Source organism: Burkholderia sp. BCC1985, from assembly GCF_905339915.1.
Taxonomy (GTDB): Bacteria; Pseudomonadota; Gammaproteobacteria; order Burkholderiales; family Burkholderiaceae; genus Burkholderia.
On record NZ_CAJPGY010000019.1, the window covers coordinates 38768 to 53969 of the forward strand.

Below are 15202 nucleotides of genomic sequence, written 5' to 3' on the forward strand. Positions count from 1 at the left end.
ACACTCTTTCATCCTCGATCGACTTCTCTTCGGTTATAACCTTCCGTCGAAAAGCCGCCTGCCGGCCCCTTTTTCATTTATGGAGCCCCCATGCCGAACCTGGAATCCACCCAGCAATTCCTGATGACCCGCGGCCTCGACTTCGGCCTCAACCTCCTCGCCGCGATCGTCCTGTGGTTCATCGGCCGCTGGGCGATCCGCCTCGGCACGCGCCTGCTGGGCAAGGTGGTACGCCGCAGCGGCAAGGTCGACCCGACGCTCACCGACTACCTGACCTCCGTAGTCAGCGTGCTGCTGACGATCCTGCTGATCCTCGCGATCCTGCAGATCTTCGGTGTTCAGACCACGTCGTTCGCCGCCCTGCTCGCCGGCCTCGGCCTCGCGATCGGCACGGCGTGGGGCGGCCTGCTCGCGCACTTCGCCGCCGGCGTGTTCATGCAGGTACTGCGTCCGTTCAAGATCGGCGACGTGATCAGCGCGGGCGGCGTCACGGGCACGGTGAAGGAACTCGGCCTGTTCGGCACGACTATCATCACCGCCGACAACGTCGTGACGATCGTCGGCAACAACAAGATCTTCTCGGACAACATCGCGAACTACAGCGCGACGCCGCATCGCCGCGTGGACCTGACCGCGAAGATCGCGAACGGCGTCGACGCGGCCGATGCGATCAACCGCCTGAAGACGCAGATCCAGTTGATCCCGAACGTGATGAAGGTGCCTGCGCCGGACGTCGGCGTGCTGCAGTTCACGCCGGAAGGCCCGCTGCTGTTCGTGCGTCCGTCGACGCAGCCGGAGAACTACTGGCAGGTGTACTGCGACACCAACCGCGTGATCCTCGAGACGTTCCGCGACGCGCAATACCCGACGCCCGAAACGCCGATCTTCCATCGCACGACCTGAGGAACGGTGTCGCCAAGCGGTTCGCAGGATTCTGACTGAAGCAGCCGGCGTCAAGCAGCCGGATCGGCCGATACCGCACATCGGCAATCGATCGGACCGCACGAACCGCACGGACGAAAAAAAAGCGTGGCAACTGCCACGCTTTTCACTGCGCCGAAGCGGAAAACGCGCAGGCTCAGCGGCCGCGCGTGTTCTGCGTACCGCCCGAATGCCGCCCGCGCACCAGCTTCCACAGCGCGCCGAGCGCGACCGGCACGATCGCCGCGCCGATCCCCGCCAGCACGATCACGTTCAGATACTGGCGGATGAACGGGATATTGCCGAAGAAGTAGCCGAGCAGCACCAGCAGCAGCACCCAGAGCAACGCGCCGACCACGTTGAACAGTTGGAAGCGCGCGACGCTCATCGACGACGCGCCGGCGACGAACGGTGCGAACGTGCGCACGACCGGGATGAAGCGCGCCAGCACGATCGTCTTGCCGCCGTGCTTGTCGTAGAACGAGTGGGTCTTCTGCAGCGCCGCGCGATCGAGGAAGCGCTCGAGCACCGGGATATGCGTATTGAACACCTTCGGCCCGACCCAACGGCCGATCAGGTAGTTCACGGTATTGCCGGCAATCGCCGCGACCAGCAGCAGCACGATCAGCCCGCCGACGTTCATGTCGCCCGTCGCCGCGAACGCGCCGCCGATGAACAGCAGCGAATCGCCCGGCAGGAACGGCAACACGACGAGCCCCGTCTCGCAGAACACGATCAGGAACAGCACCAGATACACCCACGCACCGTACTGCCGGATGAAGTCGCCGAGGAACGCGTCGATATGCAGGACCAGGTTGACGAAATGAAGCAGCGTATCCAAATGCGATTCCTCGAAGGCGAAAGGGCCGGAGCGGCCGAAAAGCGGAAGTGCCCGCCGCACAAGGCGGTGCGCGGAACGCAGTCATCATACCGAAACTACCTTAAGGCTCCGTGAAAAAAACGTAAGCGGCCCCGGCCACGGCATCCGCCGCCGCCTCGCTATAATTCGGCCATGTCCGAAATCACCGAAACGGCCGCAGGCGCCGTGCCCACGCCCGCCGCGCGCCCGCTGCGCGCGATCCAGCCCCTGCCCGACCAGCTGATCAGCCAGATCGCCGCCGGCGAGGTGGTCGAACGCCCGGCGTCGGTCGTCAAGGAGTTGCTCGAGAACGCGATGGACGCCGGCGCGAGCACGCTGCGCATCGTGCTCGAGGAAGGCGGCGTCAAGCGCATCTCGATCACCGACGACGGCTGCGGGATTCCGCCCGACGAACTGCCGCTCGCGCTGATGCGCCACGCGACGAGCAAGATCCGCTCGCTCGAGGAGCTCGAGGCGGTCGCGACGCTGGGTTTTCGCGGCGAAGCGCTCGCGTCGATCGCGTCGGTCGCCGAGATGTCGATCACGAGCCGCACGGCCGAGGTCGCGCATGCGACGAAGATCGACGCGACCACGGGCGCGCTGTCGCCGGCCGCCGGCGCGGTCGGCACGACGATCGAGGTGCGCGAGCTGTACTTCAACACGCCCGCGCGCCGCAAATTCCTGAAAAGCGAGCAGACCGAGTTCGGCCACTGCCTCGAAATGATCCGCCGCGCGGCGCTCGCGCGGCCGGACGTCGCGATCTCGGTGCTGCACAACGGCAAGGCCGTCGAGCACTGGAACGCGACCGAACCCGCACAGCGCGTCGCGAAGATCCTCGGCGACGGCTTCGCGACCGCACACCTGCCGCTCGACGAGCAGGCCGGGCCGCTCGCCGTCTACGGCTGCGCGGGCCTGCCGACCGCGAGCCGCGGCCGCGCCGACCAGCAATACTTCTTCGTCAACGGCCGCTTCGTGCGCGACAAGCTGCTCACGCACGCGGTGCGCGCGGCGTACGAGGATGTCCTCCACGGCGACCGTTACCCGTCGTACGTGCTGTTCCTCGATCTGCCGCCCGAAGCCGTCGACGTGAACGTGCACCCGTCGAAGATCGAGGTGCGATTCCGCGATTCGCGCTCGATCCACCAGTACGTCTTCCACGCGGTGCAGCGCGCGCTCGCGCGCCATGCGGGCGCGTCACCGGAAACTACCGCGGGCGGCCATGCCGCACAACTCTCACCGGCGCCGAGCGGCCCCGCGTCATTCCTGAATACGCCGCTCGGCCAGGGCGCTGCCACCGGCGCGGGCGGCAGCGGCTTCTCGTCGCCGTCGCCCTCTTCGTCGACGTCGTCGGGCAACACGTGGATGCGCCAGGCGCGCATGACACAGGGCACGCTGCCGGTCGCGCAGCCGCTCGCGCTCTACGACGCGCTGTTCGGCCGCAAGGACACGGGCGCGGGCACGCCGGACGGCACGACGATCGTCGCGCGCGACGCGGCCGATGCAGCGGCTGCGCCGGCCGCGCCGCTGTCGGGCTTCGTCGCGTCGCCGCTCGCCGCCGCCGCGCACGACGAGCAGCCGCTCGGCTTCGCGCTCGGCCAGATCCACGGGATCTACGTGCTCGCGCAGAACGCGCACGGCCTCGTGATCGTCGACATGCACGCGGCGCACGAACGGATCCTGTACGAACAGTTCAAGAACGCGCTCGCCGACCGCACGGTCGCCGTGCAGTCGCTGCTGCTGCCGATCTCGATGACGGCGACGCCGGTCGAGATCGGCACGGTCGAGGAGGAACGCGACACGCTCGAATCGCTCGGCTTCGACCTCGCGGTGCTGTCGCCGACGTCGCTCGCGATCCGCGCGGTGCCCGCGCTGCTGAAGGACGCGGACCTGCAGTCGCTCGCGCGCGCGGTGCTCGCCGACCTGCACGCGTTCGGCGGTTCGCGCGTGCTCACCGAACGCCAGCACGAGCTGCTCGGCACGCTTGCGTGTCACCACGCGGTGCGCGCGAACCGGCGCCTGACGCTCGACGAGATGAACGCGCTGCTGCGCCAGATGGAAGCGACCGAGCGCGCGGACCAGTGCAATCACGGCCGGCCGACGTGGTATCAGCTCACGCTGAACGATCTCGACCGTCTCTTCATGCGCGGGCAATGAACGCTTCACCGCAGTCCGCCCCGACGACGATCGCCTGCCTGCTCGGCCCCACCGCCTCCGGCAAGACGGCCGCGGCGCTGGCGCTCGCCGCGCGCCGTCCGATCGAGATCGTCAGCGTCGATTCAGCGCTCGTCTACCGCGACATGGATATCGGCACCGCGAAACCGACGCGCGACGAGCGCGCGAGCGTGCCGCACCATTTGATCGATATCATCGACCCGGCCGATGCGTATTCGGCGGCCGAATTCCGCGCGGACGCGCTGCGCCTGATCGGCGAGATCGCCGCGCGCGGCCGCACGCCGCTGCTCGCGGGCGGCACGATGCTGTACTACAAGGCGCTCACGCAGGGCCTCAACGACCTGCCGACCGCCGATCCGGCCGTGCGCGCCGAGCTCGACGCCGAGGCCGCGCGCGACGGCTGGCCGGCACTCCACGCGCGGCTCGCGCAGGTCGACCCCGCGACGGCCGCGCGGCTCGCACCGAACGATTCGCAGCGGATCCAGCGCGCGCTCGAAGTGTTCCTGCTGAGCGGGCAGCCGATGTCGGTGCTGCTCGCCGCGCCGCGGCGCGCGGACGACGCGGCCGCGGCCTATCGCTTCGTGCCGGTCGCGCTCGAACCGTCGGACCGCGCGGTGCTGCACGCGCGCATCGCGCAACGCTTCGACGCGATGCTCGACGCGGGCTTCATCGACGAAGTCGAACGGCTGCGCCGCCGCAAGGATCTGCATCTCGGCCTGCCGTCGATGCGCTGCGTCGGCTACCGGCAGGCATGGGAATTCCTCGACGGCGACACCGACTACCGGACCATGCGCGACAAAGGCATCTTCGCGACGCGCCAGCTGTGCAAACGGCAGATCACGTGGCTGCGCGCGATGCCGGAGCGGATCGTCGTCGACTGCGTCGCGCCGGATTCGACGGCGCAGGCGCTCGACACGCTCGAACGCGTGCTCGACGGCCGTATCGACAATTAATAACGGGGCAGGATCGCCGCGCATCGATCCTGCTTGCGCGCGACACCGTCGTCTTCGGTCATCGTCGTTCCTCTTTCGGGCCGCCCGCCGATACGCCAACGGCCACGCCAGAAAAAAAGCCGCCCGGATCGACTCCGGGCGGCTTTCCTTGCTGCATCCTGCGTGCGCTGCGTCAGACCACGACCGTCTGCGCCTCGCCTTCGCGGCTCGCACGCACGGTGCCGATCTTCCACACCTGTTCGCCGGCGGCCGTCAGGTCGGCGATCGCCGCGTCGGCATCGGCTGCCGAGACGATCACGGCCATCCCGATCCCGCAGTTGAACACGCGGTGCATTTCCGCGTCGGCGACGCCGCCGTGCTCCTGCAGCCACTTGAACAGCGGCGGCAGCGGCCACGCGTTCTGGTCGAGCTCGGCCGTGAGGCCTTCGCGCAGCACGCGCGGAATGTTCTCGACGAGGCCGCCGCCGGTGATGTGGGCCATGCCCTTCACCGAGAGCTTCTGCATCAGCGCGAGCAGCGGCTTCACGTAGATGCGCGTCGGCGCCATCAGCGTGTCGGCCAGCGAGCGGCCGTGGAAATCGGCCGACAGGTCGGGGTTCGCGCGCTCGATGATCTTGCGCACGAGCGAGAAGCCGTTCGAGTGGATGCCGCTCGACGCGAGGCCGAGCACCACGTCGCCTTCGGCGATCGTGCTGCCGTCGATGATCTTGCTCTTCTCGACCGCGCCGACCGCGAAACCGGCCAGGTCGTATTCGCCGTCCGGGTACATGCCCGGCATTTCGGCCGTTTCACCGCCGATCAGCGCGCAGCCCGACAGTTCGCAACCATGCGCGATGCCCTTGACGACGGTCGCGGCCGTGTCGACGTCGAGCTTGCCGCACGCGAAGTAATCGAGGAAGAACAGCGGCTCGGCGCCCTGCACGAGGATGTCGTTCACGCTCATCGCCACCAGATCCTGGCCGACGGTGTCGTGTTTGTTCAGATGAAACGCCAGCTTGAGCTTGGTGCCGACGCCGTCGGTGCCCGACACGAGCACGGGCTCCTGGTACTTCTTCGGCACTTCGAACAGCGCGCCGAACCCGCCGATGCCGCCGAGCACGCCGTCGCGCAGGGTTTTCTTCGCAAAAGGCTTGATCTTGTCGATGAGCGCGTCGCCCGCGTCGATGTCGACGCCTGCGTCGCGGTAGGACAGACCTTGGGCGTCGGGAGCGGATTTCGGAGGATTCATGGGGGAATGCGAGAAGGTCGGTAAAATGCGATTTTACCCGAAGCCGGCCCGTTGGCCGGAATTCCCAGCACCGAATCGTCAGGGATTGCATCTTGGTCGACACGTCCCCGTTTTCATCGCCCCGCGAGCCGCGCCGGAAACCGCGCGCCGCCGTGCGTGCGGCCGCGTGTTCAGGCACCGGAGCAGCCCCCCGCGCGTGCCCGGCGTACGGCGCGCGTTTCATCAACCGACCTGCATTGTGACTGTTGTGTCCCGTCAACTGACGCTCGATCTCGGCACGCCGCCGCCCGCCACGTTCGACAACTTCATCATGAATGAGGAGAACGACGAGCTCATCTCGCGGCTCCAGAAGCTCGACCTCGCGCTCGCGGCGGGGCCCGTGCCGGACCGGTCGTTCTACATCTGGGGCGAGCCCGGCAGCGGCCGCACCCACCTGCTGCAGGCGCTCGTGAGCGACGCGTCGTACGGCTACGCGCGCTACCTGACGCCGCAAAGCCCGCTCGGCGCGTTCACGTTCGACCCGCGCATCGGCATCTACGCGATCGACGACTGCGACAAGATGAGCGACACGCAGCAGGTCGCGCTGTTCAACCTGTTCAACGAGGTCCGCGCGCACCCGTCGAGCGCGTTCGTCGCGGCGGGCCCCGCGGCGCCGCTCGCGCTCGACGTGCGCGAGGATCTGCGCACGCGCCTCGGCTGGGGGCTCGTGTTCCACCTGTCGCCGCCGTCCGACGCCGGCAAGATCGCCGTACTGAAGCTCGCGGCGAAGGAGCGCGGGATCGCGCTCACCGACGACATCGCCGCTTACCTGCTCACCCATTTCCGCCGCGACATGCCGAGCCTGATGGCGCTGCTCGACGCGCTCGACCGCTTCTCGCTCGAGCAGAAACGCGCCGTCACGCTGCCGCTGCTGCGCCGGATGCTGGCCCGCCCCGGCGACGACATCGCACCACCGGGCACAGGCCCGAACCGCTTCGAGTAAAATGCGCTTCCATGACTAATCTGGCACTCTTTGACCTCGATCACACGCTGATCCCGACCGATAGCGACCACGAATGGGGCCGCTTCATGGTGAAGCTCGGCATCGTCGACGCGGAAAGCTTCTCGCGTCAGAACGATCAGTTCTTCGCCGACTACAAGGCCGGCAAGCTCGACATCCATGCTTACCTGTGCGCGATGCTCACGCCGCTCGCGAAGTATTCGCGCGCGCAGCTGGCCGAATGGCACGAGCAGTACATGCACGAGGTGATCCGCCCCGCGATGACGCCCGCCGCGCTCGAACTCGTGCGCAAGCACCTCGATGCCGGCGACCTGTGCTGCGTCGTGACCGCGACCAACGAATTCATCACGCGTCCGATCGCGACCGCGTTCGGCGTCGACACGCTGATCGCGTGCGAGGTCGAAACGACCGACGGCCATCCCGACTCGCCGTACACGGGCCGGCCGACCGGCACGCCGAGCTATCGCGAAGGCAAGATCGTGCGCACCGAAGCGTGGCTCGCGTCGCTCGGCAAGCACTGGGACGACTTCGAACACAGCTACTTCTACAGCGACTCGCACAACGACATCCCGTTGCTCGAGAAAGTCACCGACCCGATCGCGACCAACCCCGACGACACGCTGCGTGCGCATGCAAGCGACCGCGGCTGGCGCATCCTCGATCTCTTCTGAACGTCGTGATCAAAAAATTCATTCGCAAGCTGCTCGGCCAGGACGGCGCCGAACACACGTCGCCCGTCGAGGCGCCCGCCGTCGAAACGGCCCCTGCCCCGCGCCCCGCGAAGGGGAGCCGCGGCGGCGGCGCCAAAAAGGCGCGCAGCAACCACGAGCCGACCGTCGTGCCGGCCAGCGTGCACCAGATCGATCCGTCGCTGATCTCGCGGAACGCCGTGCGCGTGACCGACACGCTGCAGCAGGCGGGCTTTCGCGCGTTCATCGTCGGCGGCGCCGTACGCGACCTGCTGCTCGGCATCGCACCGAAGGACTTCGACGTCGCGACCGACGCGACGCCGACCGAGGTGCAGCGCCTGTTCCGCCGCGCGCGGCTGATCGGCCGCCGCTTCCAGATCGTCCACGTGCAGTTCGGCCAGGAACTGATCGAGGTGTCGACGTTCCGCGCGCTGGTCGACGCGCCGCCCGAAGCCGCCGCGGCCGAGCCGCCGAGGCGCCTGAAGCGCGACGAGCTCGACCGCCGCACGCATGCGGTGGACGCGAGCGGCCGCGTGCTGCGCGACAACGTGTGGGGCGAACAGCACGAAGATGCCGCGCGCCGCGACTTCACGATCAACGCGATGTACTACGACCCGTCGACGCAGACGGTGCTCGACTACCACGACGGGATGGCCGACATGCGCGCCCGCCTGTTGCGGATGATCGGCGACCCGGCCACGCGCTTCCGCGAGGATCCGGTGCGGATGCTGCGCGTCGTGCGTTTCGCGGCGAAGCTCGGCTTCGAGATCGAGCCGCACACGCGCGAGCCGATCAACGCGCTCGCCGACCTGATCAACAACGTGCCGGCCGCGCGCCTGTTCGACGAAATGCTGAAGCTGCTGCTGTCGGGCCACGCGCTCGCGTGCCTGCAGCAGCTGCGCAAGGAAGGCCTGCACCACGGGCTCCTGCCGCTGCTCGACGTCGTGCTCGAGCAGCCGCAGGGCGAGAAGTTCATCACGCTCGCGCTGAACAACACCGACGCGCGCGTGCGCGCCGGCAAGCCGGTGTCGCCGGGCTTCCTGTTCGCGACGCTGCTGTGGCACGACATGCGCCAGCGCTTCGAGCAATACACGGCGGAGGGCGAAATCCCGGTGCCGGCGCTCCATCGCGCGATGGACGACGTGCTCGACATGCAGACCGAGAAGCTCGCGATCCACAAGCGCTACTCGGCCGACATGCGCGAGATCTGGGGCCTGCAACTGCGCCTCGAAAAACGCTCGGGCCGCAGCGCGATGCGGCTGCTGGAACACCAAAGGTTTAGAGCGGGGTATGATTTCCTCCTGTTACGCTGCGAATCCGGCGAGCTCGATGCGGAAGTCGGACAGTGGTGGACGGATTTCATCGAAGGCGACGCGGCCGCCCGTGAGGCACTCCTCACGCAGGGCGGCTCGAAGGAAAAATCGCCCCGCAAGCGGCGCCGCCGCGGCGGTGCGCGAAACCGCAAGCCGGGCGAAGGCACCGCCGAGCAGGCGCCGGACACCGCGGGCGGTTCCGACGACTGACGCGCTCGCCGGCGAACGACGTAGGAAGTGATGCCATGACGGTTGCATATATCGGACTGGGGGCGAATCTCGGCGATGCGCGCCAGACCCTGAAGGACGCGGTGGTGTGCCTCGCGCAGCAGCGCACCATCTCGATCCTCGGCAAATCGAGCCTGTATCGCACGGCGCCCTTCGAAGCGGGCGGCGACGATTACTACAACTGCGTCGTCAAGCTCGACACGACGCTGTCGGCCCGGGAGCTGCTCGCGCTCTGCCAGAAGATCGAACATCACTTCGGGCGCGAGCGCCCGTATCGCAACGCGCCGCGCACGCTCGACCTCGACATCCTGCTGTTCGGCTCCGATTCGATCGACGAACCCGACCTGATCGTCCCGCATCCGCGCCTCACCGATCGCGCATTCGCGCTCGTGCCGCTCGTCGAAATCGAACCGGCGCTCGACATCCCCGCGCGCGGCCGCGCCGATGCGTTCCTCGCCGCCGTCGCCGATCAGCGTGTCGAGAAGGTGCAGACCTGCCAATGCCTGATGCAGAAGGCCCTTGCCGCCGGCGCTGACGCCGACAAGAACCCCTGCCGATGAACACCACTCCGCTGACCGTCACCGCGCCCGACCTGCGCGCCCCGCATCGCTATCTCGTGATCGAAGGCCCGATCGGCGTCGGCAAGACGACGCTCGCGCGCCTCTTCGCCGAGCGCTGGTCGATGCAGGCGCTGCTCGAACGACCGCAGGACAACCCGTTCCTCGAACGCTTCTATCGCGACACCGCGCGCTATGCGCTGCCCGCGCAGCTGTCGTTCGCGCTGCAGCGCGCGCAGCAGGCGCGCGAACTGATCGGCGCGCTCGATACAGGCCGGCCCGTCGTCGCCGATTTCATGCCGCAGAAGAACGACATCTTCGCGCGGCTGAACCTGCCGGAAGACGAATGGCAACTGTACCGGTCGATCGCGACGCACCTCGACGTGCCGCAGGCACCCGCGCCCGATCTCGTCGTCTACCTGCAGGCGAGCCCCGAGGTGCTGTTCTCGCGCATCCAGAAGCGCGGGCTGCCGATGGAGCTGCAGATCAGCGACGCGTACCTGCGCTCGCTCGTCGATGCATACAACGAATTCTTCTATCACTACGACCGCACGCCGGTGCTGACGGTCGCAGCCGAACACCTGAACCCGCTGGATTCCCCCGAAGACCTCGCGCTGCTGGTCGAGCGCATCGACACGATGCGCGGCCGCAAGGAATTCTTCGTCAAGGGCGAGACGACGCGCTGACGCGTCCTCGCCTGTCGCTCCTCCCCATCGAACCGGATTTCCCATGACCTATCTCCAGGAATCGAGCCGGCCTGCCGTCACGGTGCCCAAGCTGCAGGCAATGCGCGAAGCCGACGAGAAGATCGCGATGCTCACCTGCTACGACGCGAGCTTTTCCGCGCTGCTCGATCGCGCCGGCACCGACGTGCTGCTGATCGGCGATTCGCTCGGCAATGTGCTGCAGGGCCACACGACCACGCTCCCGGTGTCGCTCGACGACATCGCGTACCACACCGCATGCGTCGCGCGCGTGCAGCCGCGCGCGCTCGTCGTCGCCGATCTGCCGTTCGGCACGTACGGCACGCCGGCCGAGGCGTTCGCGAACGCGGTCACGCTGATGCGCGCCGGCGCGCAGATGGTGAAGCTCGAAGGCGGCGAATGGCTCGCCGACACGATCCGCTTCCTCGTCGAACGCTCGGTGCCGGTGTGCGCGCACCTCGGCCTCACGCCGCAGTCGGTGCATGCGTTCGGCGGCTTCAAGGTGCAGGGCCGCACGGAGGCCGGCGCCGCGCAGTTGCTGCGCGATGCGCGGGCGATCGAAGATGCGGGCGCGCAGCTCGTGGTGCTCGAGGCGGTGCCGACGCTCGTCGCGTCCGAAGTCACGCACATGCTGAAGATCCCGACGATCGGCATCGGTGCGGGCCTCGATTGCTCGGGTCAGGTGCTGGTGCTGCACGACATGCTCGGCATCTTCCCCGGCAAGCGGCCGCGTTTCGTGAAGGATTTCATGCAGGGCCAGCCGAACATCCAGGCGGCCGTCGAGGCGTATGTGAGCGCGGTGAAGGACCGCACGTTCCCGGGCCCGGAACACTCGTTCTGACGCGGGACGGGCGTGCCGTGGCGCGCGGTCGGTGCTTGCTGCGGCACACTCGCTGACGTGGCCGCGATGCGGTGCGCCGTTTCTCGTAGTGCATTGCGGACAATACGTACTTTCTAACTCGTCCTATTCCTGCACACCTTCGTCGCTGCGACCATCAAACCTTCGTCAAGCGAACGAGTGGAAAAGATGGCGCATGTGTATGAAAAGGCGGCTGAACATCGGCTGCTCGCCATCGCCGCGCTCGCATGCAGTCCGCTCGTCGCATTACCCGCGTCCGCTGCGACCGCAAACTGCCCCGCACGCGTTGCCGTTACCCAGCAGCTCGACGGTCAACCACCCGATGGCTGGAAAAGCTTCGACACGCAAAGCACCTACCCGCTTGCCAGCGTCACCTTCTGGTCAGGGCCGCCGGACCGGATGATGTCCTTGCTGCCGAACCGCTCGCGCTCCGAACGCAAAAGCGACGTCTATACCTGGTCGCTCGCTGAAAACCGTGAGGATTACTGGGTCTCATGCGACTACGGGAATACGAGCGTCGTGATCGCACGACCGCTCGGCAGACAGGCGCAGACTTGCGTCGCGCGTTACAGGCGTGGGCACGCCATCGTACAAAGCTGGCAATGCACGCCGGGGAAGTAATCCGCGTTCAGGCCGGTGCGCTGCCTTGAATCAGCCGCGCCGCGACCGACCCGCGCAACGCATTGCAGATCATCAACTCGTCCGCGTTCAGCACATCGTCGAGCGTCAGCACACGCTCTTTTGCGCCTAGCGCCGGATCGTCGAGCAGCACACCGCGCATCACGCCCGGCAGCACGCCGCTCGCCAGCGGCGGCGTCACCCACTGGCCGTCGAGCTTCACGAACACATTCGACCGCCCGCCTTCCGTCACCTCGCCGCGCTCGTTGACGAACAGCATGTCGAAGCCGCCGAGCGCTTCCGCCGCCTGCCACGCACGGTCGTACTCGGCGCGGCGCGTCGTCTTGTGCAGCAGCAGCGCGTCGTCCGTGCGGGTCGGCGCGAAGCCGTGCGCGGACGCGAGCATCACGCCGACCGGCCCCGCGGGCAGCGGCTTCAGTGCCGCGGCCGTGATGTCGACCGTGCCGTCCTTCGCGAGTGCGAGCTTCATCCGGTACGGGCCGTCGCCGTCGAGCGCCGCGCAACGCGCGTCGATCTCGCGGCGCAACGCGTCGGCGTCGAGGCGGAAGCCGAACGCATCCGCGCTGCGCTGCAGCCGCGCGAGATGGCGCTCGAGATGCCGGATGCCGTCCGCACGTGTCGCGGCCGTGGTTTCGAACAACTGGAAGCCGGGATCGGCATCGGTCAGGAATCGCGCTTTCAATTCGCACTCCGCATATTCGTCGGCGGCGACGCTGTCGAGCACGATGCCCGCGCCGACACCCATCCTGCCGCGCCGCCGGCCGCTAGCGGCCGTTGCCGCGTCGGGCGAGCCGATCGTTGCGGCAGCATTCATACCGACCGCATCGAGCGTCAGCGTCCGGATCGCGACCGACAGGCAGAAATCGCCGCAGCCGGCCACGCCGTCGGGCACCGCAGCGCCTGCCGAAAGGCCTTCCTTCGGTGCATCGAGCCAGCCGATCGCGCCCGTATAGAGCCCGCGCGGCGTCGACTCGATTGCGTCGATCAGTTCCATCGTCTTGTGCTTCGGCGCACCGGTGATCGATCCGCACGGAAACAGCGCACGCAGCATCTGCGCGAACGTGGTGCCGTCGCGCCAGCCGGCCTCGACCGTCGACGTCATCTGCCACACCGACGCGTACGGCTCGACCGAGAACAGCGCCGGCACCTTGACCGTGCCCGTGCGCGCGATCCGCGACACGTCGTTGCGCAGCAGGTCGACGATCATCACGTTTTCCGCGCGGTTCTTCGGATCGTTCGCGAGGAACGCGGCAGCCGCCGCATCGTCGCGCGGATCGGCCGAGCGCGGCGCGGTGCCCTTCATCGGCCGCGCGCGCAGCACGTCGCCGTGCTTCTCGACGAACAGCTCCGGCGAGCACGACACGACCCACGCGCCGTCGGGCAGCGCGATCAGCGCGCCGTAACGCACGGGCTGACGCGCGCGCAGCCGCCGGTACAGCGCGAGCGGCGTGCCGAACATGTCGAAATTCAGCCGGTACGTGTAGTTGATCTGATACGAATCGCCCGCCCGCAGCGCGTCGTGCACCGCGGCGATCGCTGCGTCGAACGCGTCGCGCGACACGCTCTTCGCGACATGCGCGACGCCCGCGATCGACGGCGGGCCACCGCCGTCCTGCTGCGCGAGCCACGCATCGACTTCGTCGCGCGACAGGCGCTCGCAGCGCGCATACAGCAAAAAGCGCAGCGGGGCATGGCCCGGCTGCGCTCTGTCCAGATTGCGTCCGAATTCGTAGTCGCCGACGACGATCGCATGCAGCCCGTCGCGCAGATCCTGCGCCACCGCCGCATCGACTTCGTCGAGCCGTGCCGGAACCGTGCACACGCGTTCGCGCACGAAACCGGAATACAAACGACTCGACCGCGCGGACGCGGTCGAGTCGCAATCGTCCAAGAGCGCGAACGACGCGCTCTCGTTGCCTTCAGTCATGCCGTTACTCGAAGAAGCTCTTCACCCGGTCGAACCAGCTCTTGCTCTGCGGGCTGTGACGCGCACCGCCCTCGGCCAGCGACTTCTCGAACTGCTTGAGCAGGTCGCGCTGCTGGTCGGTCAGCTTCACGGGCGTCTCGACCTGCACGTGTACGTACAGATCGCCCGCGATGCTCGAACGCAGACCCTTGATCCCCTTGCCGCGCAGGCGGAACGTCTTGCCCGACTGCGTGCCTTCCGGCACCGGGAACGACGCACGGCCGGCCAGTGTCGGCACCTCGATCTCGCCGCCCAGTGCGGCGGTCGTGAACGGGATCGGCATCTGGCAGTGGAGATCGTCGCCGTCGCGCTCGAACACCGAGTGCGGCTTGATGTGGATCTCGACGTACAGGTCGCCCGGCGGCCCGCCGTTGATGCCCGGCTCGCCGTTGCCGGCGGAGCGGATCCGCATCCCGTCGTCGATGCCGGCCGGGATCTTCACTTCGAGCGTCTTGGTTTCCTTCACCTTGCCCGAGCCGTGGCAGTGCACGCACGGTTCCGGGATGTAGGTGCCGGTGCCGTGGCACTTCGGGCAGGTCTGCTGGATGCTGAAGAAGCCCTGCGACATGCGCACCGTGCCCTGGCCGTGACAGGTCGGGCAGGTTTCCGGCTTCGTGCCGGGCTTCGCGCCCGACCCGTGACAGACTTCGCACGACACCCAGCTCGGCACGCGGATCTGCGTGTCGTAGCCGTGCGCGGCCTGCTCGAGCGTGATTTCCATGCTGTAGCGCAGGTCGGCGCCGCGATACACCTGCGGACCGCCGCGGCCGCCGCGCGCGGCACCGCCCGCGGCCTGGCCGAAGATGTCGCCGAAGATGTCGCCGAACGCATCCGCGAAGCCGCCGAAACCCTGTGCGCCCGCACCGCCCATGTTCGGATCGACGCCCGCGTGGCCGTACTGGTCGTATGCCGCGCGCTTCTGGTCGTCCGACAGCATTTCATAGGCTTCCTTCGCCTCCTTGAAATGCTCTTCCGCATCCTTGTTGTCCGGATTGCGGTCAGGGTGATACTTCATCGCAAGCTTGCGATACGCCTTCTTGATTTCGTCGTCGCTCGCGTTCTTCGCGACGCCCAGAACCTCGTAGTAATCCCGTTTCGCCATATCGATTCACTG

Annotated in this window: 14 protein-coding genes; 10 read left to right on the top strand and 4 right to left on the bottom strand. The window is 67.7% G+C overall.

The features are described from left to right. Window positions 1–90: 90 nt before the first annotated feature. A complete protein-coding gene (locus U4Z31_RS20580; RefSeq protein ID WP_124487949.1) occupies window positions 91–903 on the top strand; it encodes a mechanosensitive ion channel family protein in 813 nt (270 codons plus the stop codon). Between the two features lie 175 nt (window positions 904–1078). Here the strand turns inward: U4Z31_RS20580 and U4Z31_RS20585 are convergent, their stop codons facing one another. Beyond that, entirely contained in the window at window positions 1079–1762 is a 684-nt protein-coding gene (locus tag U4Z31_RS20585) for a DedA family protein (protein WP_185735515.1), read from the bottom strand. A gap of 171 nt (window positions 1763–1933) precedes the next feature. Between U4Z31_RS20585 and mutL the strand changes: the two genes are divergently transcribed. Together mutL and miaA are read left to right on the top strand one after the other, a co-directional pair. Further along, window positions 1934–3934: a DNA mismatch repair endonuclease MutL gene (gene mutL, locus U4Z31_RS20590; protein WP_321811264.1), complete on the top strand. Its 2001-nt coding sequence runs from the start codon at window positions 1934–1936 to the stop codon at window positions 3932–3934. After that, complete coding sequence (miaA, locus tag U4Z31_RS20595; protein ID WP_321811265.1) at window positions 3931–4905, top strand: tRNA (adenosine(37)-N6)-dimethylallyltransferase MiaA; 975 nt, start codon at window positions 3931–3933, stop codon at window positions 4903–4905. The genes mutL and miaA overlap by 4 nt, the downstream gene beginning before the upstream one ends. A gap of 172 nt (window positions 4906–5077) precedes the next feature. Here miaA and purM read toward each other — a convergent pair whose 3' ends face one another. Beyond that, the gene (purM, locus tag U4Z31_RS20600) at window positions 5078–6133 is read right to left on the bottom strand and encodes a phosphoribosylformylglycinamidine cyclo-ligase (protein ID WP_014897998.1); all 1056 of its coding nucleotides are present in this window, start codon (window positions 6131–6133) and stop codon (window positions 5078–5080) included. A 247-nt stretch (window positions 6134–6380) separates the two neighbouring features. Here purM and hda point away from each other — a divergent pair, with 247 nt between their 5' ends. The 7 genes from hda (at window position 6381) to U4Z31_RS20635 (ending at window position 12104) form a co-directional block, all read left to right on the top strand. Next, window positions 6381–7115, top strand: coding sequence for a DnaA regulatory inactivator Hda (gene hda / locus U4Z31_RS20605; RefSeq protein WP_044844057.1), 735 nt, complete (start codon window positions 6381–6383; stop codon window positions 7113–7115). 11 nt (window positions 7116–7126) lie between these two features. Further along, the gene (locus tag U4Z31_RS20610; protein WP_044844056.1) at window positions 7127–7804 is read left to right on the top strand and encodes an HAD family hydrolase; all 678 of its coding nucleotides are present in this window, start codon (window positions 7127–7129) and stop codon (window positions 7802–7804) included. A 5-nt stretch (window positions 7805–7809) separates the two neighbouring features. Next, a complete protein-coding gene (gene pcnB, locus U4Z31_RS20615; RefSeq protein ID WP_321811266.1) occupies window positions 7810–9345 on the top strand; it encodes a polynucleotide adenylyltransferase PcnB in 1536 nt (511 codons plus the stop codon). 35 nt (window positions 9346–9380) lie between these two features. Then, entirely contained in the window at window positions 9381–9923 is a 543-nt protein-coding gene (gene folK / locus U4Z31_RS20620; protein ID WP_044844054.1) for a 2-amino-4-hydroxy-6-hydroxymethyldihydropteridine diphosphokinase, read from the top strand. Then, window positions 9920–10606, top strand: a complete 687-nt coding sequence (locus U4Z31_RS20625; RefSeq protein WP_044844053.1) for a deoxynucleoside kinase — start codon at window positions 9920–9922, stop codon at window positions 10604–10606. Before folK ends, U4Z31_RS20625 begins: the two co-directional genes overlap by 4 nt. A gap of 43 nt (window positions 10607–10649) precedes the next feature. Beyond that, on the top strand, window positions 10650–11465 hold the full coding sequence (panB, locus tag U4Z31_RS20630; RefSeq protein ID WP_044844052.1) for a 3-methyl-2-oxobutanoate hydroxymethyltransferase: 816 nt from the start codon (window positions 10650–10652) through the stop codon (window positions 11463–11465). A gap of 186 nt (window positions 11466–11651) precedes the next feature. Next, complete coding sequence (locus tag U4Z31_RS20635) at window positions 11652–12104, top strand: STY0301 family protein (protein WP_321811267.1); 453 nt, start codon at window positions 11652–11654, stop codon at window positions 12102–12104. 7 nt (window positions 12105–12111) lie between these two features. On the opposite strand, the gene U4Z31_RS20640 is transcribed toward U4Z31_RS20635, so the two are convergent. Together U4Z31_RS20640 and dnaJ are read right to left on the bottom strand one after the other, a co-directional pair. Beyond that, window positions 12112–14049, bottom strand: a complete 1938-nt coding sequence (locus U4Z31_RS20640; RefSeq protein ID WP_321811268.1) for a bifunctional anthranilate synthase component I family protein/class IV aminotransferase — start codon at window positions 14047–14049, stop codon at window positions 12112–12114. A gap of 4 nt (window positions 14050–14053) precedes the next feature. After that, window positions 14054–15190, bottom strand: a complete 1137-nt coding sequence (gene dnaJ / locus U4Z31_RS20645) for a molecular chaperone DnaJ (RefSeq protein ID WP_044844050.1) — start codon at window positions 15188–15190, stop codon at window positions 14054–14056. Window positions 15191–15202 lie beyond the last annotated feature (12 nt).